A 26,710-nucleotide genomic window follows, 5' to 3' on the forward strand; every position below is an offset into this window, starting at 1 on the left:
CGTGATCGCCCTGAGTCATTTTTCTGTACTGAGTTTGGCACGTATCGCCCAGCGGGTGGGCGAAAGCTCTTCAGCTAGGGAAAAGGGCATCTCTGCAAGACCTAGGAAATTCTTGAATACTATAGTCAACCAATCCGCCGACGCTTGCTCGTTGTCGAGTGGGCCGAGATCCTGGTCGCCGATGACGAGCCGTGTCTGCTGGCCGCCCGAGCTCGATTCCACATACCCCTTGGTGCCCAGAATCTTCAGGCTTTCTTCGCCCCAAACGCCGGATCCCGGCTGGTTCAGGTAATTGCAGCTCACCGTGGCCACGCCGCCGTTGGCGAGCGTTGCAATCATGGAGCCGGCCATTTGCAAGCCTCCATTGGCTACTGGATTGCCGAAACCGGTTTCGACTGCCTGGATCGACTGGATGGGCGTGCCGGCAGCGTGCTCAATAAAGCGCAGTGCATGAATGCCGTTCTGGCAAATCAGTCCACCGTCGAGGGCTTCATCCTGGGCGCGGTCCGGATAGTAAGGATAAGACTTTTCCGTGATGATCTGAACGATCTCTCCGAGGATGCCGCTACGGACAATTTCGCGTATGGCGTAGTAGGGCTGCCCAAAAGCAGTCCCAGCCATTTCATGGAAGACTCTGCCTGTTCGGGCGGCCGCGTCGATGATTGCATTGATATCCGCCTCGTTCAATGCGCAGGGCTTTTCCGCGTAGACATGTTTGCCCGCTTCGAGGGCCCGGATTGTATCCTTGGTCTGATCGGCGCGGCGTGGTGAACACAGGCAGACTGCGTCGATTGAGTCATCCGCAAGCAATTCTTCCAGTGTCGCATACTTACGAATACGATCGTTGTCCCTGAGTGCGTCCGGCAGCTTCTCTCGAGGAAAGGATGCAATGGCAGCCAGTTCCGCCAGCGGGTGATCGACCAGCTCTTGATGGATCTGGTGTCCGTTTATTCCGTAGAGACCGATTTTGAGCATGGCTTAGTGGTTTACCTTTTCGAGTTTGCCACTGTGTTGTGCCCGGATCATGGCTTCGATTACTTGCACGCCATGAACGATGGCATCGGCCGGTGTGCTTGAAATGTCTCGATTGCGGACCGCCTCGCAGAAATCCTCCCAGGCGTATTGCCCGCTGCCGCCGGGCTGGCGCCACTCGCGGGTGATTTGCTGCTGATCCTTATCGACGGACACCATGCGCAGGTGTGACTCATTCATGGACGTACCATAATCCTGAATGTCACAGTTGCGGTAGATGCTGCCGTTCTCGTAGTGGAGCACGAGGGAATTTCCGTAGAACTGGCCGTTGTTCACGCAGAAACTCGCGTAGATATTGCCGATCGCACCATTTTGAAAAGTCAGGCACAGGTTGGCGTTATCCATGGTCGGGCGCTTGGTGAAGACGCGTGTGCCGAGCCCTTGTACCGAGTCGATCCCACCCGCGATACGGACCATGTCGTTGATCAGGTAGATGCCTAAGCGAAAGATCGGAGCCATCGGGCATTGTTCCGGATCGTCGAGCCAAGTCCCGTCGGGTTCTTCCCGATAGGAAGCGGTGACTTCGCCTCCGAAGTAGACCAGCTTGCCCAGGTGGTACTCCTGTTCCCAGGCATGGATCTGCTCCATGAAGGCATTGGGCTTCGGAGTCGGGGAATTCAGGTGGATAATGCGGCCGAGCGACTGGGCCTCCTCCAGGACGGCTTTGGCTGCCGTTGCATCCAGCTCAAAGGGCTTGGTGGTCATGACATCCTTGCCCGTGCGGATGATGTGACTGAGCAGGCGGGCGCGTCCTTTCGGGCCGGTGTAGAGGCCGATGACATCAATCTCCGGGTCGGCCAGCAAGTCGTCCATATCCGTATAGCCTTTAACGCCATACTGTTTGGAGAACTCGTTGACCTTATTCGCGTCCAAGTCGCAGACTGCCCCGAGTTTGAGGTGTTCGGCCGCTGAACCGCTCTCCAAGTCTGCTAAAATATGACGACCGAAGTTCAGGCCGATGATTCCGATGGTGAGGCGGTCTTCTTGCATGTAAAATAATCGTGGGGGAGCTTCCGAGTGTGCGGGATTCAAGACGAAGCCACTTATTCAGTGAGCAGCGAGACAATCATATACACTTCGGGCTGAGAATTCATACACTTTAGATACGATATGACTTTAGTTCGGCAGCAGGACCAATTTGAGGAAACGGTGTCCGTCGGGACCCCATCCGATGGATGCAATCGTTTCTTCATTTTCATACGAGAGCTGGAAGCCTTGGTCCGACCAGCTTGAGAGTCCATCGGACCACATCGGCTGATAGACGATGCTGTCACGAAGTGCTTGGTAGCGCAGGCTGATACCATCTTCGCCGACATCCATCTGTGGCAGGATATCCTGGCTGAACGTATCCGAGTAGGGAGTCAGTGCGTATTCCACCATGTTGACGACTCCGTTATGGTTGTAATCCGCATTTTCAGCTGCGTCCTCTCCGGAAAGACCACGGTCTTCCACCCACATGCCGTAGGTATATTGTGATTCGGGGAAGGGGGTGAATGTGCCTTGCAGCGCCTGCTTTACATTCGGTCCCCACTCGAGTTGAGCAATCATTTGGGCACCGCCGTCGTAGGGGTGGAGTCCATCGATTAAATAAGATGCGCCCGGATCCGGTTGGGGCGGGTAGCTGGTGGTGGCGTTGGCGGCATTGTTCACACCGCTTGTGCCCGTCCAGCCGAAGCTTTCGATTTCGTCCGAAGCGGTTAAATCGCCGACCACCACGCGCGTTCCATCGGCCAATTTATCCAATTGGCTGCGATACTCGTCGATACGTGCGAGCGAAGCCGTGGAAAAGTCGCTGCTGTAGCCACTGTCGGGGAGGAACCAGAGCGGCTTGTTCAAGATGATTTGCATGTCCGGGTTGACCGCCCAGAGTCCGTCCATGATGGTCTGAATGTTTGCCTTGTAAGTCTCCGGACTGGTCGCGACGGAGTCTTTGGAATCATTGGTGCCGAGCATGATGGAGCTAAAGGTGGCTCCGTAGAGACGCGCGCGCCCCATGATCAGTTTGATTTGACCAAGCATATCGGTCGAGGTTCGACCCGATAGCCCCAGATTCGCATTGGAGCCTGTCATGAGGAAGCTATGGCTTTGGCTTAAGTCGGTGTCGTTCTTCAGAAAGGTTTCCGCGTAGCTGGGGGGCGAGGTGCTGGTGTTTCTGCTCGTGGCATAGCCGTAGGTAATGGAGTCGCCTATCCATAGGGGGGCGGCGATTGTTTTGCTGCTGGGACTGTTTCGGTTGATGATGTTTCCGGCAAGACCAGTGCTCGCGTGATCGCCGCTGTCAAAATAAACGGCACGGTAGGAGATGGAATAATTACTCACACTTTCAGGCGGGTTTTCGTCGGTCACTGTCATACCTTCGCCTATGAATTCACCTGAGCCGCTGCCCGAACCGTCGATGGTCAGCGGAGGGGTGAAACCATTGCCGCCGCGATACCAGCGGACGGTGTAGGGCGGAGTGCCGCTGTCGGGGGTGGGAGAGGCCAGGTAAGTTTTGCCGTCGTGCTGGGCCACGGCCGGGCTGATGGCCGCATCCAAATCGCCGGTTGCAGTCCATTCGTAAGTCGAGATTTCGGTGTAGCGTGCAGTGTCATTGGCACCACCCTGCATACTGACTCCACAAACGCCCTCGTTGAAAAAATCGGGGCTCATGTTGTTTTTGCTGCTCGTGTAGAAGCCGTAGTTGCTGTAACTGACGTAGGCTTCCTGTGTGCCGGTATCCTCGTCGGTCAAGGTGGCTTCGAACAGGGTCGGGTAATTGTTCACGGCCATGACGGACAGTGTATAAGTGTGGCCGATGACGGGGGTGAAACTGGTGTCCTGCGGCGTGTAGAGATAAGATACCGCGCCGCCCTGATAGCGGAGCGTTAGCGAGAGCGATCCGCTGTGGCGCACGCTGGCAAGCATCACAGGGTAAAGTTCTTCGCCGTTGAGCACGAGGGACTGTCCCCGGACGTAAGCGCAATGATGATCCGATCCGTTGTCCGTGAGCACAAAGCTGGCATCAATGCGTTGTGAGAGGCTTGCTTCCGATCCAGGCCGCGAAACGCGCATGTCGAAGCCGCTGTCGCCGCTGAGATTCGTCAGCACCAGCTCACCGTTTTCAATGCTGGCGATGCCTTCGTTGTCCTCCCATTCATTTCCGGCGCTGGTGGAGTTTGTGCGCTCAAAATCGTCTTGAAAGCTCCGGGTCCATTCAGCGGCCGGTAGAGAATATAAAGTGCATAAATTGACTAGGAGTAGTACGCAAAATCGACTGATCGGGTGCATGGTGCTGGGCTAATAATGATTTCAAATATCTAATTAACATTGACGGCATATCAAATATATCAATAACAAACCAGTTGTTTACTGTTAACCCCATATAAACATGACAAATCCCCTAATGCCTTCGAATGCTGTGTCTACCAGTCGATTTCTAGCAGCAACTTGTCTTCTTGTGGGCTCATATGCCTCGTTAAATGCTCAAGTTAGCTTTACAGACCCGGGTGGGAATGACACCACGGGAAACACTTTGGTCGACCAATCGCAGCTCTATGACTACGGCAACGGCTATCTTCATAACTACGATTCCTTGACGGGCGCACAGGCTGTTTCCGCGTTCAACAGCTCGGCTAAGATCGTCTGGACCTTTGATGACCAGATCAGCGTTCCCTACGCCGATTCCAGTATTCCCAACCTCGGGAACTTTTCAACATATCTCGGCGATCTCACCTACACCAAGGCAGGCAGCTACGGGAGCCTGTTATCTGCTTATTCCAGCGATCTGGATATATCGATCGTGGATACCGGCATAGCAGCCCGTTTCATTACGGATGGTGGAGACTTGTCGGACCACTTAATCAGTGCGGGAGGCGGATCCAATCTCGACCAGTTGTTAACCATTACTTTCTCTGAGAATGTAGCTGCCTTTGCGATCAGCTATACCGTCATTCGCGGCTTTGATGTGACTGTCTACGATGCAGCAGTCGGAGGAAATGTCATTGGCACATTCAGCACATCCGGAGCTTCTGGTAATACCAATCTCGTGTGGAGTGCGATTGAAGCGGGGGCATCCCAAGGAATTGGTCGAGTTGAATTCGATCGCATCGGCGACGACGGAGGCACGCTCGGCGATTACCGTTTCAGTCAGCTTGGATTTATTGTGATTCCGGAGCCTTCAACTTCTGCAGCGATCGCTGGGCTTTTTTCTCTGTCCATGCTTCTTTGTATGCGCCGACAGCGCCGTGCATAAAGATCGCTCAGATTGCCTACGCTTTTAAAACGCTGCATCCGGATTGGTTGCAGCGTTTTTATTCGCTTCGCATAACGCAGGTATGCAGCTTTGAATTGCGTGGCGCTTTCCCGGCTATTTGACGGTTGAGCTGCTCGATGACTTCGTCCGCCCAATCATGGATGCTGACCGCCAGCCAAATGACAGAGAAGGGGCTAAATACGGGGATCTCCTTATTGGCGTGTGAGATTAAAAGGACATCCTCGGGCACACGAAGTTGGCTCTCTGTTAAGGCTGCAATGACGCCTTGGCAGACGGTGTCGGTGTCGACCACGATGGCGTCCGGCCTCGCTTTTTGGGCCAGCAGCCGCGAGCAAATTTCATAACCGGCTTGCGCTTTCGGTATTTTCCTGGGGACGCAAAGGACTTCCGGCTCGTGCAAAAGCTTCGTGGATCCACAAGATCCTGTAAAAAGTTCCCCAATTGTATCGTTCTGCTTCTTGTCTATGGCGGAGATAAAGGCAGGACGCTTTTTGCCAGCTTCAACGATTGCCTGAGTCGCTTGCTCGCAGAAGCGGTTAAAGTCGAACGAAATCGTGTGTCCCATGGGTTGTAAGCCGGGGGTCGACCAGGGAATCGTCAGGTTGACGATCCAGCCGTAGGCTTCAATGTCGTGCCATAGGGCAATGATGGCGTCTATTTCCCCTCCTTTGATCCCGTCATCCAGTTCCTTGGGAATGTATCTTTGCTCTTTTGAGCTACGCCGGTCGAAATATGAAAGGGTGGAGATGTGCTTTTGCGATAATTTCTGGTAGAGAAAAAGGTCGATCCGGTTGTAGAATTCATCAACGGATTCCGCGCCTTGAAGACCACCATGATAAAGACAAACGCGCTTCAGTCGTTTCTGCTGATTCGCTACGAAGGTGCCCAGCTTGGGGCGGCGCGTAAGCAGGCCTTCGCTGACGAGCGGTTTGATGGCGGATTGAATCGTGAAGTAGTTCGTATCCCACCAGGCTGCCAGTTCCCGTATCGTTGGTAAACGATCGCCGGGTTTGATGACATTGCTTTTAATGAGTCTTCGAATGTGTGCGGTAGCCTGGCGCTCGAGGGCAATTCCCAATTGGAACGCGGGCTTTTTGAAAATGCTCTCCATTTCCGGAGGGGGCGTTGCTGCAGGGGACTTTGGCATGAATGATCGGCAGTCCTCCAGTAGGCATCATCCTGGAAAGTTTGGCGACACGTTTTTTCGACGCTTTCGATTGGGCATTCGTTCAGTTCTCACTCGCTCCCGGTCAGCAAATACATCTGACAACACCATGGCATCGAAAAACACAAAACTGTAGAATCGGCCTTGCCTCAGTTGGATGTGACCAGTCGGCTTGCTGGAAGCCGGATATAATTTGGTATGCTGGTACAGTGACCACTCATTTAGCTGCTGTCTGTACTCGGTTTCCGTCTTACTTCAGGCGTCGACGCAAGGTCATCGCTGCGAAAGCCAGCCAGCCTCCAATGAGCGCACAGCTGCCGGCCTCGGGGATGGCAGTGGCATAGCCGATGACCGACGGGTCCGCGTTTGCCGAGTTGATTCGTAAACCAGCCACGCCGGAAAGGGTGCCTGTGCCCTCGAAGTCCTCCAGTTGAAATGCAATACCTCGTACATTTCCTGTGAAATTGATCCCTGAGCCTCGAATGTGCTGTGCATCCAATCCGGCGCCCCAAGCAGTGTAGGCAATGGAGAGGCTGAAATCTCCAATCGGATTGCCGGCCAGATCCAATGGAACGATTGTGACATCGTCCTGGCTGCCTCCGTATAAGAATTCCGTCATGAAGAAAGCTTCGGCGGTATCGACTACTTGGCCAAATCCAACATCGTTCGTTACGAAGTTCGCAAAGCCTGTACTGACGTCGAGTCCGAGTATACTGCTATCCCCGACTGTTACTGAGTCCGGTCCATAGTATGCGGTCCCATTTGCTGTGCTTGTTACGGCTCCTTGTAGGCCAGAGTAGGTTCCGTTGCTTGTGGTGAAGCTGGTGATCAGTGTGGTGTCGACGATCGTGCTGCCGCCGGGGTCGGGGCTGAGCCCGATGTCTGTAATGCCTAGAACGGAGGCACTGGAGGATGTTGCGACCGCGAACATTCCGATTGAGGATGAAAAGGCAGTTAGAACGCTGATAGTTTTCTTCATGTTGGGGTATTGGTTCTTTAAAGATTAGATTCTGAGGCCTTTATTTCTTTTTTTGCGTTCAAAATCGTCAAGTGGCATGTCAGTCCATGTGATCTTTATTATGATCATAGATCATTATTAAATGGAGGCACACCCATGCCTTTGCCTTGGGTGTGCCTGATTCGTCGTCTCCCCTTTGGTCCGGGAGGGCGTTGCTACTGATTTTCGAAGACGGATTTCTCTGGCGCCTCGTATGAGGGAGAGGGAGTTGTATACGGGGTACGCCCCTTCCAACAGACTCGGGTAAGTTGCGATATCCTTATCGCGCCCCAACTCACTCGATAAGCACAGCACCCCAAAGCCTCGGCAGCAATTCTGCCTCGCTGGGGATATCGCTGACCATGCCGGCCGCCTTGTTGTGCCAGTAGACCCGCTGTAAGGTTTGGGTGCCGTCGCCGCGGAGTAGGCCGATGTCAAACTTGTAGCTCTGACCGGTTTCCGGTTTCCAATCGAGCAGGCTGAGCGGAACCGCGAGCTCATAGTAGGTGACTTGGATCGAACCCTTTTTCTCCAGTTCAAGGTCCGGTGCCGTATGGCTGGCCAGCTTCACCTGATCCCCGACCGGCCGTACACGATCAAACTGAATGGTACGGAGGGGAGAGCCGAATTCCACCGGTTCACTGTCGCTGCCGTGAGCAATTGGCTCGTAGAGCGTCGCGACGACACGGTCCTTGACTTTGCTAACAAGCAGGCGCTTGTCGCCTGCTGTAGCGGTGCGTCGATCATGAGGAGCATCTAGATTCGTGCCGATCATCACGTCCAAGCCGCCTCCAGTCTTGAAGAGGTTATTCATGGATTCTCCGCTGCTTCGAAGCAGTTGGTCGTCGTAGGTTTTCCAAATCAGGTAGAGGGTATCCTGATGGAAGGCGAGACTGCCGAGAATCTCGAGATCGCGTTTACCCCAGTTACCGACTTTCGCCTTTCGCTTGTCGATCATGACCCAGTCGCCGTCCTCCCATTCCTCGGGCTTGCCATCCAGATTCGGGGCTTGCGTGAGGATGCGGGCTTGAAGCGGTGCAGCATGGTCGGCCTCTTCGGACTGACGTCGGATTTCCTGCTCAATGGACCATTGTTGCGCATGAGCGATTTCTTCTGCGGTGATGCTCAGTTTCTTATCCGGGATGCGTTGGATCCGGTTCAGGTTTTCGATGCGGACGATATTGCCGACACTGCCGCCTTGAAGGAGCACCTCGCCATCGGTGGTGCGTGTCCATGTAGGACCGAAACATTCCTCGTGGAGGCTCAGGTTGTTGACCAGCATGCCGGGAATGGCTTCAGCGGCATTCCACGAGGCGGTTCGACTGTCCTGAAAGAGCCGTGTGACGAAGAGGCCGTCGACCGTAAAGACGTAAATGGTGCCCTTGTTGGCGTTCACCGCCCAGAGCTGTCCGGCTTCGGAGCCTTCCGGCGCATCGATGACATTGCCGATGACACGGGTGGTACCGATCAACTGGCCTGAGTTTTCAGGCATCGGTGCAATGTGTGAGGCATGAAGTCCCGGCCAGAGGCTGGGGTAGGTCCAGGTTGGTAAGCCCTTGTGAATGCCGCCAAGGCCTTCGCGGGCGAACGGTTTGGCGGGTGTGGTCGTGATCACCCAGTCGCTGTCGGCGAGCAGGATCTGGTTGCCGCCGGAACTGGCCGGCTTGTTGGCGCCTTGAGCAAGGACGTTCAAGTCATTTACATTGTATTTGGGGATGCCGTTTTCGTCGATACTGGCCGGTGCGAGTGATGTAATGGCATCTCCCATGTAAGAAAACCCGAAGCTGAGTTCGTCGCTCACGCTGACCGTGCCAAGACCTCTGCTTTTAGAGCCGGGGGACTGAAACTTTTCGGGGGCGAAGAACTCGACTTCATCGACATCCGGATATTGATTGCCATTGAGGTCCGACCAAACGAAGAGCAGGTTATTGTAGGGTTTGACGACAAAGTCTTTAGGCATTTTTGCCTGTAATTCCAGACGTTCAAAGGCGGGAAGCGGTTGGCTGCTGGAGTCGATTATATTGCCGGCCGCGGCGACGATACGGGCGGTTCCGTCGTCATCCAGTCGATAGATCATCGCGCTGCGTCGCCCTGTGGTGTGGAGGCTGTATGCATCGGTCAAATACAGTCGTCCACCAGCATGTATCGGGTAGCTGGGGGCGGCCCCCACATTTCGACCGGTGAGTCCTGTCTTGTTGTAGGCTTTGAGATATGGGAGCGCGACCGGGACTGATTTTCCTGTCGTATAATCGAGTTTGAATTCGATGGTACCGCCATGATCGTCATCGTAGAAAAACCGTGTCTTGTCTTCAGGGTCGATGGCTCCGGAACCACCGTAGCGCATGGGGCCATAAAAGGCATCGACCAGTGCGCCTGTCTTCAAATCCCAGATGCTCACACGCTTGGGTGTATGAAAGTTTTCCGTGATCCAGAGGCGTCCTTTCTCATCGATCGCTGTGCCGGAAGGCCTATTTAAATGTTCAGGGTCGTAGCGCCCGATTTGCGGGGCACCGGGGTGTCCGATCTCTCCGATCAATTGCCCCGCTGCGTCAAAAACCTTTACTTGGTGACGATTTCCCCAGTCACTGATGTAGATCGTGTTGTTGTGTGAGATTGTGACATATTTCGGATCTTCCAGGTTTTGGACCACAACGGTTGCTGGAGGTAAATGAGGCAATGTCTCTGGAACGATGTCATACCTGCGGAGTGTTTTCCCGGACAGTATATAGAGACGACCTCGACGGTCGAATGCGAGACCGCGCGGGTCGGGCATGTCTACCGAGCCCAGAACTGTGCTGGTGTGCGCGTTTATGAATAGGATCGTTTCATTGTTGGCTGCGGTGGCAATGATACCATTAAAGACGGCAAGTCCGGTCAGCTCAGGAGCATATTGTCCATAGAAGGCTTTCATCTCGCGTTCCTGGGTCTGCTCCGGATCAGGCTCCGGTGGCGCATCCGGATCTAAGGTATAGTGGTAATTTGGCTCCAGTACCGGCCGGTCTTCCCCAAAGCCGAACCGCTTGTCCCGTGGGGCCTTGCCTGTGTCTTCCGGGCGCACGAGCTTATGGAGGCGTAACTCAGGTTTGTATTGATTATACTTATCGCCTTTCCACGAAGCCGCCGCGTAGGCGTAAACACCATCCACGGGGTGCTCGCCCAGGTCCAAGGCTAAATGGGAGGCTGCGGTCCACACACCACCGAGCCAGTGTTGCCCCCAAAGCTTGTGGCCGTCCATATCGAGCCATGCCAGACCACTGCCGCCTTCGGCGACGCGGCTGCAGACCAGCAGTTGCCCCCCGCTTGAGCTTGGTTTGCCCTCGCGTTCCGGAGCGACTCCGGCGGGTAGGTAGATCACATCGGAGGGGGCCGAATGGTTTGTGAGCCATTGACTGCTGTTGTCCGACGTCCTCCATGCTGGATTTCCATTGGTGTAGGGCGTCATCAGGTAGCGCAGATCAATCCCCGGGTGGACCAGGCCACGGACAGTGTATTCGCCCGGAGCGACCGCTTTTCCGGGAATGTGAAAAGTGGAGTGTCTGGCGGCATCCGGATCGCGTTCGAGGTCGTCCAGTCCGTCCCAGTAGACGGTGTGCGCCCCGGCGGGAAAGTTCTGCTCGCTGATCAGGTTGCGCACCCGGATGCCCTCGGCGTTGTCGATGACTAGAGTGACATAGCCGGGTTGCTTGAGCGTAAATTGAATGGGGATCCGGCTGTCGGGTTCAGCATGGAGGCCGGATAGGAGAATGGCGCAGTGCAGGGCGAGGGCAGAAAGCGGGGGGAGTCGCATGGCCGTCAAATTGTAGCACCTGAGAATCGATGCGAATTATACGGTTTGATTCAGTTCTCGTGTTTCGCGGCATCCAGCCCGGAAGTGGGCAGGCGCTCGCGAGGTAGGGGGCGATATCTTGCCTGACATGAGCCTGTCGAATGTATCGCGCCGTCACAGTTTTGTAAGCAGGCTCGGCGAATCGCTGGCGCGTAGAAAGACATGGTAGCGTTTTCGATACGGTAAAGCCTCAGGGACTGAGGCGGCTACACGTTTGGAATCATAAGATGGCTAGGTGGCCTACGAACTGAATCAAACTGTATTGACTGTATAAATCTTGAGCGGACCCGCTTTGAAAGGTGTATATTCGAGCCTTCGATTTATCACTACGACTGATTTCTTATGCCTTTCGGTTACCACACCCAACATTCCCCATTCGGGGCTTTTGCCAGTTTCACGATCGGGTTGCCGCAGTCGCGCGGTGGAATGGGCCAATCGCTTTCAGGTCCGGCCGACCAGGATGTCTTTGCCGGCTATCGCCGTCTCGAATCAGACGGTTTAGCTGGTGGAAATTGGAATCTGCTTCCGTTCTACAAAGAGCCTGAAGTCCCTGCCGCGGCGGCTTATACCAGTGAATTTGCAGAGGACGAGGCGGATATGGATACGCCCAGGATGCTGGATGCTGAAGAGGTTCAGCGAGAACTGGGGTGGGCCAGCGATCGTTGGTCGCATGCGGAATTCAGTTTGACGCTCTATTCACCCTTCGGACGGACGGAATCGCCGGAAAGCATGTCCGAGGATGCCGCGCGTCTGGCCTTTGCACCGGTGATCCAGGCAGAGGTTTCTTTTGACAACCGTGAAGGCAAGGCAGCCGTCGAATTGGTCTTCGGGCTCGGGCATGCCGCCTACCAGTTTCGTCCACTGGAGGATGAGGTGACTGACTTGGTTGGTTTTGCCCTCGGTCGAGAAATGGGTTTTGCGGCGCGTCCTTCGGACGTCGAGCGTCGTCTGCAGGCCTTGAGTATATTCTACCCCAAGGCCTGCACGGATCATCGTGGCCTGCATTTATTGGGGCCCGAGGCCGCGGTTGTCTTTCGGGTTGAAGCGGGCGAGCAGAAGCGCTTTCCCGTCTCGCTCGGATTTTATCAGAGCGGGGTGGTGTCGGCGGGGCTGACAGCTTCTTATTTCTACACAAAACTCTTTGATGGCCTTGAATCGGTTCTGCAGCACGGCTTGGCGCAGCATGCCCATTATCGAGAACAAGCAGAGGCGCGAGACGCCCAACTTAAATCGGCAACATGGCTGAATGCCGACCAGCAATGGCTCATCGCGCAAGCCACGCATAGCTACTGGGGGAGTACAGAGCTACTCTGGGACGAAAGTCGAAACGAAGCACTCTGGGTGGTCAACGAGGGTGAGTACCGAATGATCAATACCTTCGACCTGACCATCGACCATTTGTTTTTCGAACTCGAGTGGCAGCCGTGGGCCGTGAAGAACACATTGGAGCTCTTTGTCCAGCGCTATTCCTTCGAGGACAATTTGAATGTGTCGGAAGGCGTCGACCCGACGGGGGGCATTTCCTTCGTTCACGATATGGGCGTGATGGACCAGTTTACGCTGCCCGGACGCTCCAGTTACGAATGTATGCACATTACCGGTTGCTTCTCGCAAATGACGATGGAGCAACTCATCAACTGGATCTGCTGTGCCGGGACCTATGCGCTGGCCACTAAAGACAAGGCATGGCTGGAAGCTCAGCGGGCGACTTTTATCGCTTGTGCGCAAAGTTTACTTCGTCGCGATCATCCTGTCCCTGTGAAGCGGACAGGTCTGCTCAAATTCGACAGTGACCGTTGCGGACCGGACGGTGCCGAGATCACAACCTATGATTCTCTGGACGTTTCACTGGGGCAGGCACGGAACAATCTATATATATCGGTCAAAGCCTACGCTGCCTGGTCACTGTTGGAGAAGGTCTTTGCCGAGGCCCAGTTGGACGAGTCCGACTGGGCGGCCGAAGCACAGGCAGCGACCGATCGCGCCGCTTCTGCTGTGGTTTCGAAATTCGAGTCCGACAGCGGCATGTTCCCCGCCGTGTTTGAAGATGGGAACCGTTCGCGGATCCTGCCCGCGATCGAAGGATTGGTCTTTCCTTCCTACCTTGGTTTCGTCGAGGAATTGCGAGCGCGTCATGGCGAACTATTCGACAAGCTTGGTCTGCACATGCAAAATGCCTTGAAAAGTGGCATTTGTCTCGATGCCCGGACCGGAGCATGGAAACTTTCCAGTACGAGTAAGAATTCCTGGTTCAGTAAGATCGCGATTGCCCAGCACGTGCTGCGGACCGTCTTTCCTGAACTTGAAGTCGACGTCGAAGCCGGGGCTCCGGCGGACGCTGTTCATGCGCGGATGCAGAAAACCGCGATCATCGGACAATATGCGATGGTCGATCAGGTAAATGTGACCGATGTGCTGTCACTGGGGAGCCGTTACTATCCGCGCATTGTCACGAGTTTTCTCTGGATGCGGGAAGGTAACATTTGATGCTGAAGAGCATTGCGCACTCGGCGGTGTCCGTCACTGTGTGACCACATTTATGAAGAAGATCGGATTGATGGGCTGTGGCAAGGTGGCTGCCTATGGGCACGTTCCGGCCATTTTGGAGACGGAGGGGCTCGAATTGTATGCGGTTTTCGATCCATTTGAAGCGAGCGCAAAAGCCATGCAGGAACGCTATGAGATCCCCTATGCGTTCACGGATCTGGAAGCGTTCTTTGCATCCGGAATTGAAGCGGTGACGATCACCTCGCCGGCACCTTGTCACTACGCGAATGTCCTTGATTGCGCCAAGTCCGGTTTACCGGTCCTGTGTGAAAAGCCTTTGTCCATGAACAAGACGGAGGGCGATGCCATGGTCGCTGCGATGTCGGCTGCGAACTTGTCGTTCTATAGCGGCTTTTGCTATCGCTTCAGTCCGGTCGCGTTGAAGATACGCGAACTGATTCGTCAGCGGGCAATTGGCGAAGTTCGTGTCTTGAGGCTGATCTATAACTGGCACCTGCATGGAAAATTCGAAGCTGATGCCACGGGTGCGCTGGTGCTCAATCAGCGCCGCGAGGAGCGTATGAAAGAGGGCGGGCCGATGGTGGATTGCGGCACCCACCAGTTGGATTTGGCTCATTTCTGGTTGGACTCGCCGATTGTACGTTCCAGTGCCCATGGAGCTTGGGTTGATGATTACGAGGCTCCCGAGCACATGTGGCTTCATTTGGATCATGCCAGTGGTGCGCACACCGTGGTCGAAATTAGTTATGCCTACACGCACACAGCAAAGAATCGAACATCGGAGTTCGTCTACGAACTGATTGGCACTGCAGGAGTCATCCGCTATGAACGGGACAGCCAGCGTTTTTACCTGGAGAATGCGCAGGGACATCAGGAATTTCCTTTTGCGGAGGAAAAATCCTTTAAGGGCATGTATTCGGCATGGGCGGATGCATTGGCTCGGGGGCGTTCGGATAGCCTGACGACGGCAGCCGAGGGCGTTGCTGTCGCGGATCTTGCCCGCGAAATGACGCTTCAGGTGATTGCGCAACGGTAATGTCTCACCCCTCAGAAAATCGATGAGTTCGTCGGCTCTGCGGTATCTGTATGAATCTGTATGCGTTTACCGCTACGTCTTATTTCTGGAGGGTCGTTTTATCCTCAAGCTTTTCTGGGAACGTCTTCTTCCGATCGTGCTTCACCCTGCTGCCTTCCTTCAACACAATAGAGAATCCCACTAAATGAATCGTATTCCCCAACTCCTTCAACTGGGCTTTTTGAGTCTCATATTCGTTTTGCCCAGTGTCTTGCTGGCTCAGTTTCGGCCAGGGGACGTGGTCGCCGTAATTGGGGACTCGATTACGGAACAGAAGAAGTATTCCGTCTTTATCGAAGACTATCTGGTCATGTGCCAGCCGCAACCGGACTTGAAAGTGGTTCAATTCGGTTGGGGCGGTGAGCAGGCCAATGGAATGGCGAGCCGTTTTCAAAACGACGTGCTCCCATTTCAACCGGACGTCGTGACGACTTGTTACGGCATGAACGACGGTGGCTATCGCCCCGTGACGCAGGACACTCTGGATCGGTATCGTCGGCACACCACCGACTACGTGCAACAAATGAAGGAAGCGGGCGTCCGTTGGATCATTCTAGGCTCACCGGGCATTGTCGATCCGGCTAGCTATAAGCGGGCGAATTCCGATGCCGAAGTTTATAATCACACGCTCAAAGAGCTGGCGAAAGTCGGGGAAGCGGTGGCGGTCTCTGAGGGAGTCAGTTACGCGGATGTCTATTCGCCTATGATGCATGGTGTGGAGCTTGCGAAGGCCCAGTATGGTGAGGGGTACAAAATCGCCAATGACGGTGTGCATCCGGGGGATAATGGACACCTGTTGATGGCATACGCATTTTTGAAAGCACTCGGCTGTGACGGAGAGATCGGTGTGATCGAATACGACTACGCATCGGATGCGCATCACAGCGATGAGGCGCAAACGATCGTCAGTGCGGCGAATGGTCAGATCGAAGTCAGCTCGACACGTTATCCCTTCTGCTACGACAAGGACACCGAATCCAATCGGGAGGCACGTGATATGGCCCAGGTCATGGGGTTCGATCGTGCATTGAACCGCTACATGCTGGTGGTGAAAAACGCGCCGGATCGTGCCAAAGTGATCTGGGGTGATGAAAGCCATGAATACACGAGTGCAGAACTTTCTGCGGGCATTAATTTAGCCGCCGATTTCCACAAGAACCCGTTCCACAAACCATTCTTCGATGTGCACCAGCGCATTTATCGTAAGCAGGTATTCGAAACCTACGGTATCAAGCAGATGATCAATGCGATTTTGCGTATGGAGCGCTATTTACCTGGCAGTCAGGAAGAGTTCGCCGATGTGAAAGCGAAAGTCGTGCGCAAAGATGAAGCGCTACGCAAAGAAATCAGTGAGGCCATCGTGCCGATTACACATACAATCGTTATTGAGCCTGCGGAGTAATTTGAATCCAGTCGGGTTGTGAAGAGCTGTTGTGGCTTGGGGGCCCTTCCTTTCTTTGTATGTCCCGCTTTTTCGTATGAAACTATCAATTTCAATCGACCAAACAAATCTTCGTTCGACGAATCAACTACACCGTCGCTGCATTGGTTCTTGTCATGCCTATTTAACTTTGCGCGAAGATTAGCGTGATCATGTGCGCCAGCTACAGCGTGACATCGGATTTGATGCGATGCGCTTTCACGGAATTTTCCACGATTGGATGGGTGTTTACCGTGAAGATCGAAACGGAAAGCCATTGTATTGCTTTCACAATGTGGAGAAAGTTTATGACTTTCTCCTCGAACAGGGGATCAAGCCTTTTGTGGAGTTGGGCTTCATGCCACGTGCGCTCGCATCGGACGATAACCGGGTTTTTTCTTACGAAGCCTATACGAGTCCTCCGAAAGACTATGAGAAATGGGCCAATCTCATTACGACCTTTACCTCACATTTAGTCGAGCGTTACGGACGGGAGGAGGTGGCGACCTGGCATTTCGAAGTCTGGAACGAGCCCAATTTAGACGGCTTTTGGAGCGGTTCTCAGGGGGAATACTTTAAGCTCTATTCGGTTAGTGTGCGCGCGGTTAAAGCGGTGGATGCCCGAATTCGTGTCGGAGGTCCTGCGACCGCTAAGAATGAGTGGGTGCCGGAATTTCTGGCTCATTGCCATGAGGATGCCGCTCCGGTTGATTTCGTTTCCTCACACCATTATTGTTGTGAGTCCGCTCTCGGTTGGGAAGTGGATTCCCCTGAGAAATTCGTTCGAGTTTACCGGGGGCAGCCCTACATGCAGGAAACGGTCCGACGTGTGAAGGAACAGATTTCCGCTTCTGCCTTTCCTGAGCTACCGCTGCATTACACGGAGTGGAATGTTTCGCCGATGCATGAAGACCGTTTTGGCAAAGACAGTGAGCTGACGGCGACCTTTGCGCTTTCGACTTTAAGAGATATGGATGGATTGCTGGACAGCTATTCCTGGTGGACCATTTTCGATGTCTTTGAGGAATCCGGGCCGGGGCTACGTCCCTTTACCGGGAAATACGGACTGTGTAACCTGCATGGTATTCTGAAACCGGTCGGGCATGCGTTTCGTTTTCTCAGCAAGTTGTATCCGGAAGAGATCGTGACGGAAGACGGTCAGTTGATTGTGACGCGTGAACCGGGTGGTTCCCGTCTGCGTCTCCTCGTTTGGAATCATGTCGAGCCGACGGAAGTCGATTTCTACGGGGCAGACAGGGCAATCCCGGATGAGTCGAGACGCGTGGAGATCAGCTTGGAAGGCGTCACCGGTTCTTTGCGTCTCCGCCGCTGGCTTGTTGATCGAAACCATGGCAATGGCTTCCGTGCATGGCAGCGTGCCGGTGAGCCTGCGCATTTGAAGCCCGATCAAGTGGAATTCCTGAAGGCCGAAGCAGAGGCGCCTTGTGTTGAAGATTGTATTCTCGAGCCGGATGCGAATCAACGAGTGGAGATGTCGTTCAGTCTCGGACCCTGTGCTCTGTCATTCATTGAGTTGGAAATGATGTAGTGGTCGCACTGTGTTCATGACGGGCAACTGTGGGTCGAGGTCATGGTCAATGTCGATCCATTAGAGCCTTCTGCGTTTAGTTAGTCGTGCTGGTGAGTGCGGTTTTCAAAAGCAGCGCAAGGCGCAGAGGCAGGAGTGCAGCGAGCTGCATGACTGTCTCTGCAACGCCGCGAACTTTTGAAAAAAGCCTCATCCCTTTGGGACTGGGGGAAATTTGGCCTCCAACGGCGTTGGTCGCAGCGGCACGGGTCTCGACCCGCACGCACTGCGACCGCCTTGTTGGAAAACAAATTTCTACCCAGCCAGCACGTCTAACTAAACGCAGAAGGCTCTAGCAGGTGTCGGTTAAAGTTCTCTGGGAAATCTTAACGTACCAGTATGCTATTTGTATATATCGGAAACCTGATTTGATTTGATTGGTTTGATAGGTCGACGGATTTGTTGCATGAGTTGTCCCCAGAACTCACCAATGTTCAGATCGTCGTCGATCTCATTGTCACCCCATAAGAAAGGTAATTCATGCGTTACGCCCCTGCCATGTTATTCCCGTGTTCTTCGTCTTCGAAGCGCACTTTTTCACTACTACTGTTCTTCCTTTCCCTCTTGCCCTTTGCCTGGGCGGGATCTGTTTCGTTTAATTTTACACTTCCCGAAGCTTCAACCACAAGTGCCGGCGCTTACGACTCCGATGGTGTATTGGTCCGCACGATTTGGAATAACGAAGCATATCCTGCAGGGAGCAATACCGGGTATTGGGATGGTATGGATGACAATGGTCACCCCGTGCCAGCTGATGCGTATGAAGTGAGAATTCTTGCTCATAATGTAACTTACACATGGGAAGGCTACATCGGTAATACCTCGTCTTCATTGACTGGCACTTCTGTGCTCGGTTCCTACGCACCGATGCAAGGCATGGCATACACCTCGGATGGGATGTTCTACGTCAACGGATACAATGAATCGGATTCGCTTTGGTGCCGATTGGACCCTTCAGATATGAACGCAGTGGATGCTTGGGGAGAGGAAGATTTTACACGGGTTGCAACGTATATCACAACAGATGGAGACACAGTATACATTGCATTGCCTGGGACTGAGCGCCATACCAATCGCCCCAGTTTTATTATAGGTGTCGATGCAACGGACAATACCGAATTAACATTTTCAAATGGCACAGATTCTAAATACGGGACGCAAGGACATACCTGGAATGGGATCGATTACTATGAGGGAGAGGAATATTATCCGACGGGGCTGGGCGTTCAAGTCTCCGGGGATTATCTTTTCATCTCTCACGGCGGAATCGACCAAATTAATGTGGTCGATAAATATACGGGTGATGATGTTTCGTATATATCGGTGACCGAACCCGGAGCTCTTGCGGTTACTAGTGACGGAGATTTCTGGGTCATCTGCAAGGAGAGTGGGAGCACGGTCGTTCGTCGTTATGAAGTCGATGGTTCGGGTAATGTTACAATTGGGAACTCCGTGATAACTGGCCTAATTGACCCGCTGTCTATTGCTGTATCACCCAATAACAGTTCTGTTTTGGTTGCCGATGGTGGTAGTAGTCAGCAGGTGAAAGCATATGCCAATGTTTCCACTGGGGTTCCTTCACTATCATGGACTTTGGGAACTGCTGGTGGATATAACGCGGTGAACGGCCCCGCGGTCACCAATACCAAATTTTGCTTTGATGAAAGCATACCATTTATAGCTTTTGAGCCGGATGGCTCCTTTTGGCTGGCAGATGCCGCGAATGAGCGTTATCTGCATTTTGACTCCTCGCAGAACTATATTGAGCAAATTGGTTTTATTTCTCATTTCTATGTAGCGACAGCCTGTTCAGGCGATCCAACCCGTGTTTTTGCCAAATGGCTGGAGTACGAAGTTGATTACTCTCAGCCCATCAAGGACTGCTGGACACTTGTGCGTAACTGGCGGGCCGGTCTTCCTCAGTCATTTTTGGATAATTCACGCGAAGGCTTCCATGCAGTTATGAAGTTGAGCAATGACCGCTATTATGCAGTTGCACCGGATCAAGCCAGTGGTAGCTCGCGTGAAATTCTTGAGTTGCCTTCCTCCGGATGTGCCCGTCAGACCGGAGTTAATTTTTCTAATAAAGTTTTACACGAGGATGGGGCATTGCGTTACCAGGATTTGGGTCTGGCTCAAGTGACAATCTATGAGGAGGCCTTGACCGGTTTTGACGGTTTTAACAACCCGCAGTTTGGGAGTGAAAATGCCATTGCGACGGCGCCAGTGACTTCAACCAGTCCCGCTGCGAATAGCTACGCCGGCACCCCCGGTCGACGCTTTCCAATTACATCGGGAGGCATTTTGATAAGCTCTAGAACCTCAGGCTACGGCTGGTATAAAGCACTTGGTGGGATTGAGCTCGGCTCTGATGGATGGCTCTGGCAAGAGGCTCCTTTGGCAAGATACTTTGACGGTAAAGGATCGATTGGGGATGCGAATTACCCTGCGACCACTCAGTTTGTCATTGATGAGAATATTGTCTTCTGTGCGCATGGTGAAGGATATCTTGGAGGGCAGGCCAATCAATACCTTCATTTCTGGGAAAATGGTTTGATGGTCGGACAGTTCGGCACCGATCAACAGCCAACTCAGGAACATGAAGTTGTTGCTGGGCGCACGGGTAACGCTTTGTCGCCATCCATGGTAACTTATGGTGACGCAATTTACATGTGGCTTAATGATGAGTGGGGTACCGGCATCCACCGATGGAAAATAGACGGAACCGATGGAGTGACTGAACTCAGTCCCATTACCGTCCATGTGGCTAGTCATACTCCTTCAGGTCTCGGTCTGCACGGGCAGTATTTTAATGGGATCAATCAGGACACATTTATCGGTGAGCGACTGGATCATGGCATCGATTTTTACTGGACCGGGGCACCGGTGAGTGGTGTTGATAGTGACGATTTTAGCGTCCGCTGGTCCGGCTTGGTCGAACCGAAATATTCAGAAGACTATACCTTTATTACCGATATTAACGGTGGGGTTCGTGTCTGGGTGGACGGCACACTGGTCATTGACGAATGGACGGTGCATTCAGGTCGTAGCTATGGTCTGCCGATTTCACTAATTGCAGGACAGCTCTATGATATTCGTATTGAGTTTCATGACACCAGTGGTGATGCCGAGGCTGAACTTTTATGGGAAAGTAGCTCTCAGAACCGACAATTTGTGCCATTCAGTTGCTTGTTACCCTCCGATTCATATGCCATAAATTGTGGGGGTGTTGATCGTGGTCGCTTTATGGAAGATCCGATGGGGATCATCGGTAACCGCATTATTACAACGGGAAATGGCATTGATATCAACTCGGTGGACGATGTCCCGGGGGAGATCATTTACCAAGAGCAACGTCAGTGGGATCTTTCATACGGCCTTGGAGGCTTCACCCCGTTTGCCAATTACACGATGAAAGTTCACTTGGCCGAGATTAATCCGAGTTACATGTTTGCAGATGCCCGAGACTTCGATTTGAAAATCAATATTTACGACACTGTCGACCCTTCGATTGAGATCTATGGGTTTGCGGGGGGTGGGTATAAGGCTGCAATTCATGAGGAGTATGTGACAGCGGACAATAATGGCTTTATTGATGTTACCGCCGTGTCGGGGAACATTTTCCATAAAATGATCGCTGCGTTGGAGTTTGAGCGGTCCGCAATTGATGGAATGTATATGCCAAGGGGCGGTAATGGAACTGGATTGGTCGGTAGCTACTACTCGGGCACTAGCTTCAATACTTACTTGGGGGGGCGGATTGATCCTGATGTCGTATTCGAATGGGATGCGTCCGAGCCTTATCCCGGAACGGGAACCACAAATTACACGGTTCGCTGGGAAGGTCGCGTACTGTCTATGAATGACGGTACATACACTTTTGCGGTGAATGCAAACTCGGGCAAACGGCTTTGGGTCGATGGTAACCTGCTGATCGATCAGTGGAGTACTTCAGGGCAGCATTCGGCTACGATCAGTCTGGAAGCAGGCCAATTTTATGACATCAAGCTGGAATACATCAATACCGGATCAGATTCCCAATGTTTGTTGAAGTGGAGTGATCCGTCTACAACGGTGTCCTATAATATTCCAACCAATCAACTCTTTCCTCCAGAAACTGATTACACGACAATATTGGATGCAGGAACTTCCAGTGAAGTGACATTCAACGGGTCTTGGACCTACAGTGTATCTGTCTGGGGGGGCTGGAATAATGACTATTACCATGATGGAAATAATTCAAAGGGGAGTAAGTCCGTTGTCTTTGCTCCGGACCTGCCGACGACCGATAATTACCGTGTTTATATCCGGCATACCGCTGGTCTCAACCGTGCTGACAATGTGCCCGTGACTGTAAGTTACAACGGTGGCAATACGACGTTAACGATAAACCAGGAAGTTAACAATGGGCAGTGGATTTATTTGGGAACCTTTGAATTTGCGTCAGGCAGTTCTGGAAATATTGAGGTTTCCAATAGTGGAACCAATGGGCATGTTATTGCGGACGCTGTGAAGTTTGAGCGGGAATAGGGGCAGCGAAAAGCATGGCTCCGATGGACAAACACCCTCGGAGCCATTGTCGCCCTGAATTTCAAATCCTTAGTACTGCGTGGTCGCAGACTTGGTTTTCTGTGCGGCCAGCTGTTGATTGTTGCATTATTCTGGGGTGTGGCCTCCGAACTCAGTTCGGGGGGCGTCTGATTGTTCGAGTGTTTTCTGGCATTAAAAAGGTAACCCCGGTTCCGAGAACCGAGGCTACGCTGCGAGCAGTTTTGCATCTGCTTCCCGATAAGAATTATAAGCGTTGATAAATGAAAATAAGTCGTCTTCGGCTCTGCGACTCGACTGAGCTCGCCGAAGTCCGGACAGCGTTCGATAAGGGCCAGCGTAGCTGGCGACCCTTCTTCGCTGTTCCAGCTTCGCAGGGCACCGCTACTTATGGGCGCTTATTCACGCTTATGCTTGTGTGCTGAGGGCACCTCAGAAGACCTGTCTCCGCGATGGAAACGTTGTGGCATGCTGGCTGAGGTGCCTTACAACTGTTGAGGTTCGCTACAGCTGTGGATGCTCGCCATGTTGGACTAGGCTTATTGGGAAGCTCAACGCCGGCGACGCAGCGTGACTATCAGGCCTGCTGCTGTTCCGAAGATCATCGCAAAACTGGATGCTTCGGGGATTGGCGAATAGGTCCATCCGGCGGCGACAGGGTCAAACGTGCCATTCTGAGTTGTGAAGATGGTGTTGTCGTCGTAGAGCGGTGCCATTCCCTCGTCGAAGGTTAAAGATTCGAGCCAATTCGGAAAACTTACGCCGCTGAAATCAGTGCCCCGAAAATCGGTCAAATTTGCGATGGAGTTTCGTATGACTGAATTGAAGCCGTCACTGGAAACGAAGCTGACATTTTGAAAATTGGAGCTGGAAAGGTTCGTGCCTTCAAAATTAACGCGTAAGGTGGCACCGGAGAAGTTTGCACCCCCTGTGCTTGCCAGATTAGCGCTTCCAGTCGACGTGCCCAGTAAGAGTGTCGCGTTGGAAAAATTAGTGCTGCTAGTCATCGTTGCACCTTCAAAAATATCCGAACCTGTGGTTGTAATACTTGCGCCAGAGAAGTCTGCCCCGGAGAGGTTCGTATTCTTGAATGCCTCGCTACTGGCATCGGATGAGGTCAGGGTGAACACTGTATTGCTGAAGTCGGTGTTCACGAAACTACCTTGATAGAAATATTGGTTACCACTGCCGTTGCTTGTAAAGATGACACCGCTCCAGTCAGCGCCATCCAAGTTCGCTTGGCGGAAATGCTGTCCAGCCATGGCGCTGAAATGCGGAGTGGTCGTCGCACCTGATACCGACCATGATGTATTGGAAGCATTGACACCAAAGAAACGTGTCGTGCCGAGATCGGTAGCGGAGGCTTCGAGTGATTGTCCGGAGAAGTCGCTGGAGGTATAGTCGGTGTTCGCGTCTATGCTTACTGCGCTGAGGCTGGAAGCGATGCTGAGGCTAAGGAGTGCGCTTACGGAAAGGATCGAATTGCTGTATTTCATGGTTTTGTTTGGGATTAAGTGGAGGAGAATATGTTTCTGTTTCTAAATGATTTACAAAGTATAAGGTATGTATAAAGTATTGGGCATGCCTCGAATCGCGAACTCTGCCGAACTCTCGCCGTTGAGTGAACTGTTGACGGGTTTTGAGGGCTTCAGTGGCGAGTTGAGCCGTTCCGCTCAGATTGCCGATTGCTTGCGCCAACTGATTATTGAACATCGAGAAGAGAAAAGTTTGCTCTTTTACCCCACGCGGGAGATCGCTTCATTCTTTGGAGTGTCTTTGCGTTCGGCGAATCTCGCAGTTCGCGCTTTGGTGGACGAGGGGCTTTTGGTCACGCAGCGAGGTTCTCATAGTCGCATTCCTGGACTCGATATGTGGGCGAAGCATCACATTCGAGGGGTGATCGGATTGCCTCTTTGGGCTTTTGCGCTGCGTTACTCACATTTGCATAAAATGATGCCTCCGATCCTGGCTGAGCAGTTGTGGCGTCAGAACATTGTCCTCCAATCCATTTGGTATTCAGAAGTGGGGGATCTTGCGGATGATTTTGTCGATCAACTCGCGCGTCAGCGTATGGATTTCACGCTTTGGCTCTATCCCTTCCCGCACAATAAGAACACGATTCAAATTCTGCAGGATCGTGGTATTCCACAGTTTATCCTTCGGCATGTTGCGGATCCTCAAGTGCTGGCTCCAGATGTCCTTCTCTACCCGGACAAAGCATATGAAGCGGTTTTTCAATTCTGGAAACAACACCACAGGATTCAGCGGATTATCGTGCCGATCGCGAGCGATTACGCGCGTGGGCGTGAAACCTATTTTATCGCCAAAGCCAGGGCCGCGGGTTTTGAGTGTGAAATGCGAAGATGGACGGTGGATGCGGGGTCGGCCATTTTACGGCAGGCTAGCAGTGCTTCAGAAACGATCGGCATCGCCTTACTGGATGAGCACAGCACTGCCGAATTCTGTTTTCTAAACCCTGAAGCTTCGCGTTTGTTCTTCCGAGACCACCGGGTTTTGTTTGGAAACAATAGCATCAATGTGCCCCATGTGCCCGACCAAGTCTATTCGATCGAGCGCATCTATTTACGTCCTCCGAATATTTCCGGCGGGATTGAGAAGATTGTTTACCAAAAGCTCAATCGTTCGCCCAAACGTGAGAAGGTCGTCCTACAGGAAGAATGTGATCTTGAATGGCCTTTGCACAGTTACCTGTAAAACTGTCGGGAGTTTTCTGTGAATCATGACGCATCCAGAGAGGTTCTGCAGGTTAGACCTGTTCCACTTCTGTACACTCTAAGAGTTGTAGATAAAGTAATCAAAATCAGCGGTGGTTGGTGAGGCGCATGAGTTCGCATAGATCCCCAGCATCATACCTGTAAAGCCACCGGCAACTTCTGTGGTCAGTAGACGCACCAAGCCTGTGCCCAGATCGATTTTCTGACAGTTTGAAGTTTCTATTGAAAACGCATACGATTCTGAATTGGCTTCCACTTTTAATGTGTAGGGGCCAGACAAAGTATCTACTTCTACGGAATTTGCCAGATGTGTGATGTCGCCGATTTGTTTGAGAAGTGAGGCATGTAACCTTCCGGAACGAATACTCAGAAAGCAGCGGTAGTGGAAACGAGAGTTCATCCAGACAAGCATCCCAGCTTCCTGTCCCTCTTCTGTAGGCTTGAAATCCAACAAGGTGCTCGCGGTACATTCGAAATCTGTTTGTCGACGCAAGAGGCAGGTGGTCGGTTGTTGTTTTCTGGAACTGTTTGCGTCTGCTTTGAGGCGGAGCCAACCCGGGCGCTCATTGAGGGAGTAATGTTCCGGTTTGGGATTTCTCAGGTGCACCCATTCCGGAGATAGAGTTGGTGCATCGAAGTTGTCAGTTGGGGATTCTTCGGGGAATGGTTGGTGGGGTAAGCGCGGCGCCTCCGTTTCGATATCCAAAGTTCCGGAGTGATTGATGATGGGCCAACCGTCTGCATCCCATGTCACAGGGGCGAGGAAGGTTTCACGTCCCAAATGATGTGTTTTTGGAAAGTGAGTTTTACCCGTTCGAATCGCCAAGCAAACGATCCACCAACTACCGTCATGTGCCTGAAACAGATCGCCATGTCCGGTTGCTTGCACATCGTGTCCGGCACGGTGACGATTCGTCAGGATCGGGTTGTTTGGGCAGCTTTCAAAAGGACCCCATGGCGAGCGGCTACGGGCGATTGTGATCATATGGCCGTGGTGCGTCCCGCCCTCTGCGCAGAGGAGATAATACCAGCCGTTGATTTTATAGAGGTGGGGGGCCTCCAAATCATTGCCACCGGAGCCTGCCCAGATTTGGCGTGGTTCTGTGAGCAGTTCACCTGTGGCGAGATCGATTTCCGACTGCATATTCTGACTCGTGGTCAGATACACTTTACCGTCCTCATCAAAAAGAAAAGAAGGGTCGATACCGCCTTGATTCAGGTATATCGGTTCTGACCATGGACCGGCGGGATCTTTGGCGGTGACGTAAAAGTTCCCTTTGGCATACACATGGGTTGTGACCATGTAGAAGATGCCATTGTGATACCGTAGCGTCGGGGCGTAGATGCCGCCGGAGTCTCCGGCATCCCTCAGGTCCAGCTGGGAGTCGCGGGTTAAGGCATGGCCGATCTTTTTCCAGTGGATTAGATCCCGGGAGTGGAAAATGGGAACTCCGGGGAAATACTCGAACGAACTCGTGGCCAGATAGTAGTCACTGCCAACACGGCAAATGCTGGGGTCCGGATGAAAGCCTGGAATGATGGGATTGAGAAAGGTTTTCACGAA

At 52.8% G+C, this 26,710-nt stretch carries 15 protein-coding genes; 7 read left to right on the top strand and 8 right to left on the bottom strand.

The annotated features are described in order from the left end of the window. Positions 1-15 precede the first annotated feature (15 nt). From O2597_RS05785 to O2597_RS05795, 3 genes are all read right to left on the bottom strand, one after another. A complete protein-coding gene (locus O2597_RS05785; RefSeq protein ID WP_269523314.1) occupies positions 16-975 on the bottom strand; it encodes a Gfo/Idh/MocA family protein in 960 nt (319 codons plus the stop codon). Positions 976-978: 3 nt separating this feature from the next. Beyond that, entirely contained in the window at positions 979-2,022 is a 1,044-nt protein-coding gene (locus O2597_RS05790; RefSeq protein WP_269523315.1) for a Gfo/Idh/MocA family protein, read from the bottom strand. Between the two features lie 126 nt (positions 2,023-2,148). Then, positions 2,149-4,299 carry an SGNH/GDSL hydrolase family protein gene (locus O2597_RS05795; protein WP_269523316.1) on the bottom strand — a complete coding sequence of 717 codons (2,151 nt, stop codon included), beginning with the start codon at positions 4,297-4,299 and terminating at the stop codon, positions 2,149-2,151. Between the two features lie 100 nt (positions 4,300-4,399). Here O2597_RS05795 and O2597_RS05800 point away from each other — a divergent pair, with 100 nt between their 5' ends. Then, complete coding sequence (locus O2597_RS05800) at positions 4,400-5,263, top strand: hypothetical protein (RefSeq protein ID WP_269523317.1); 864 nt, start codon at positions 4,400-4,402, stop codon at positions 5,261-5,263. Positions 5,264-5,321: 58 nt separating this feature from the next. Here O2597_RS05800 and O2597_RS05805 read toward each other — a convergent pair whose 3' ends face one another. The 3 genes from O2597_RS05805 to O2597_RS05815 form a co-directional block, all read right to left on the bottom strand. Next, a complete protein-coding gene (locus tag O2597_RS05805; protein ID WP_269523318.1) occupies positions 5,322-6,431 on the bottom strand; it encodes a GntR family transcriptional regulator in 1,110 nt (369 codons plus the stop codon). 268 nt (positions 6,432-6,699) lie between these two features. Then, the gene (locus O2597_RS05810; protein ID WP_269523319.1) at positions 6,700-7,428 is read right to left on the bottom strand and encodes a hypothetical protein; all 729 of its coding nucleotides are present in this window, start codon (positions 7,426-7,428) and stop codon (positions 6,700-6,702) included. A 313-nt stretch (positions 7,429-7,741) separates the two neighbouring features. Further along, the gene (locus tag O2597_RS05815) at positions 7,742-11,233 is read right to left on the bottom strand and encodes a hypothetical protein (RefSeq protein ID WP_269523320.1); all 3,492 of its coding nucleotides are present in this window, start codon (positions 11,231-11,233) and stop codon (positions 7,742-7,744) included. Between the two features lie 381 nt (positions 11,234-11,614). On the opposite strand from O2597_RS05815, the gene O2597_RS05820 reads away from it, so the two are divergent. The 5 genes from O2597_RS05820 (at position 11,615) to O2597_RS05840 (ending at position 22,393) form a co-directional block, all read left to right on the top strand. Then, a complete protein-coding gene (locus O2597_RS05820) occupies positions 11,615-13,759 on the top strand; it encodes a glycoside hydrolase family 52 protein (protein WP_269523321.1) in 2,145 nt (714 codons plus the stop codon). A 52-nt stretch (positions 13,760-13,811) separates the two neighbouring features. Further along, positions 13,812-14,816, top strand: a complete 1,005-nt coding sequence (locus O2597_RS05825) for a Gfo/Idh/MocA family protein (protein WP_269523322.1) — start codon at positions 13,812-13,814, stop codon at positions 14,814-14,816. A 184-nt stretch (positions 14,817-15,000) separates the two neighbouring features. After that, a complete protein-coding gene (locus tag O2597_RS05830; RefSeq protein ID WP_269523323.1) occupies positions 15,001-16,257 on the top strand; it encodes an SGNH/GDSL hydrolase family protein in 1,257 nt (418 codons plus the stop codon). Between the two features lie 193 nt (positions 16,258-16,450). After that, on the top strand, positions 16,451-17,824 hold the full coding sequence (locus tag O2597_RS05835) for a GH39 family glycosyl hydrolase (RefSeq protein WP_269523324.1): 1,374 nt from the start codon (positions 16,451-16,453) through the stop codon (positions 17,822-17,824). Between the two features lie 519 nt (positions 17,825-18,343). Then, positions 18,344-22,393 (top strand): PA14 domain-containing protein, encoded by a 4,050-nt coding sequence (locus tag O2597_RS05840; protein ID WP_269523325.1) that lies wholly within the window; start codon positions 18,344-18,346, stop codon positions 22,391-22,393. 569 nt (positions 22,394-22,962) lie between these two features. Here the strand turns inward: O2597_RS05840 and O2597_RS05845 are convergent. Continuing rightward, positions 22,963-23,907: a pentapeptide repeat-containing protein gene (locus O2597_RS05845; protein WP_269523326.1), complete on the bottom strand. Its 945-nt coding sequence runs from the start codon at positions 23,905-23,907 to the stop codon at positions 22,963-22,965. Positions 23,908-23,974: 67 nt separating this feature from the next. Here O2597_RS05845 and O2597_RS05850 point away from each other — a divergent pair, with 67 nt between their 5' ends. Continuing rightward, complete coding sequence (locus O2597_RS05850; protein WP_269523327.1) at positions 23,975-25,126, top strand: helix-turn-helix domain-containing protein; 1,152 nt, start codon at positions 23,975-23,977, stop codon at positions 25,124-25,126. A 78-nt stretch (positions 25,127-25,204) separates the two neighbouring features. On the opposite strand, the gene O2597_RS05855 is transcribed toward O2597_RS05850, so the two are convergent. Next, on the bottom strand, positions 25,205-26,707 hold the full coding sequence (locus O2597_RS05855) for a glycoside hydrolase family 43 protein (RefSeq protein ID WP_269523328.1): 1,503 nt from the start codon (positions 26,705-26,707) through the stop codon (positions 25,205-25,207). Positions 26,708-26,710: the final 3 nt, after the last annotated feature.

The sequence above is a fragment of the Coraliomargarita parva genome (genome assembly GCF_027257905.1).
Classification (GTDB): Bacteria; Verrucomicrobiota; Verrucomicrobiia; order Opitutales; family Coraliomargaritaceae; genus Coraliomargarita_A; species Coraliomargarita_A parva.

What these genes read in the sequence shown, in the direction of transcription:
- O2597_RS05810 (WP_269523319.1), bottom strand. Translation starts at nt 7,428, where the DNA reads ATGAAGAAAACTATCAGCGTTCTAACTGCCTTTTCATCCTCAATCGGA.
- O2597_RS05850 (WP_269523327.1), top strand. Translation starts at nt 23,975, where the DNA reads ATGTATAAAGTATTGGGCATGCCTCGAATCGCGAACTCTGCCGAACTC.
- O2597_RS05840 (WP_269523325.1), top strand. Translation starts at nt 18,344, where the DNA reads ATGCGTTACGCCCCTGCCATGTTATTCCCGTGTTCTTCGTCTTCGAAG.
- O2597_RS05825 (WP_269523322.1), top strand. Translation starts at nt 13,812, where the DNA reads ATGAAGAAGATCGGATTGATGGGCTGTGGCAAGGTGGCTGCCTATGGG.
- O2597_RS05820 (WP_269523321.1), top strand. Translation starts at nt 11,615, where the DNA reads ATGCCTTTCGGTTACCACACCCAACATTCCCCATTCGGGGCTTTTGCC.
- O2597_RS05785 (WP_269523314.1), bottom strand. Translation starts at nt 975, where the DNA reads ATGCTCAAAATCGGTCTCTACGGAATAAACGGACACCAGATCCATCAA.
- O2597_RS05805 (WP_269523318.1), bottom strand. Translation starts at nt 6,431, where the DNA reads ATGCCAAAGTCCCCTGCAGCAACGCCCCCTCCGGAAATGGAGAGCATT.
- O2597_RS05795 (WP_269523316.1), bottom strand. Translation starts at nt 4,299, where the DNA reads ATGCACCCGATCAGTCGATTTTGCGTACTACTCCTAGTCAATTTATGC.
- O2597_RS05845 (WP_269523326.1), bottom strand. Translation starts at nt 23,907, where the DNA reads ATGAAATACAGCAATTCGATCCTTTCCGTAAGCGCACTCCTTAGCCTC.
- O2597_RS05790 (WP_269523315.1), bottom strand. Translation starts at nt 2,022, where the DNA reads ATGCAAGAAGACCGCCTCACCATCGGAATCATCGGCCTGAACTTCGGT.
- O2597_RS05830 (WP_269523323.1), top strand. Translation starts at nt 15,001, where the DNA reads ATGAATCGTATTCCCCAACTCCTTCAACTGGGCTTTTTGAGTCTCATA.
- O2597_RS05815 (WP_269523320.1), bottom strand. Translation starts at nt 11,233, where the DNA reads ATGCGACTCCCCCCGCTTTCTGCCCTCGCCCTGCACTGCGCCATTCTC.
- O2597_RS05800 (WP_269523317.1), top strand. Translation starts at nt 4,400, where the DNA reads ATGACAAATCCCCTAATGCCTTCGAATGCTGTGTCTACCAGTCGATTT.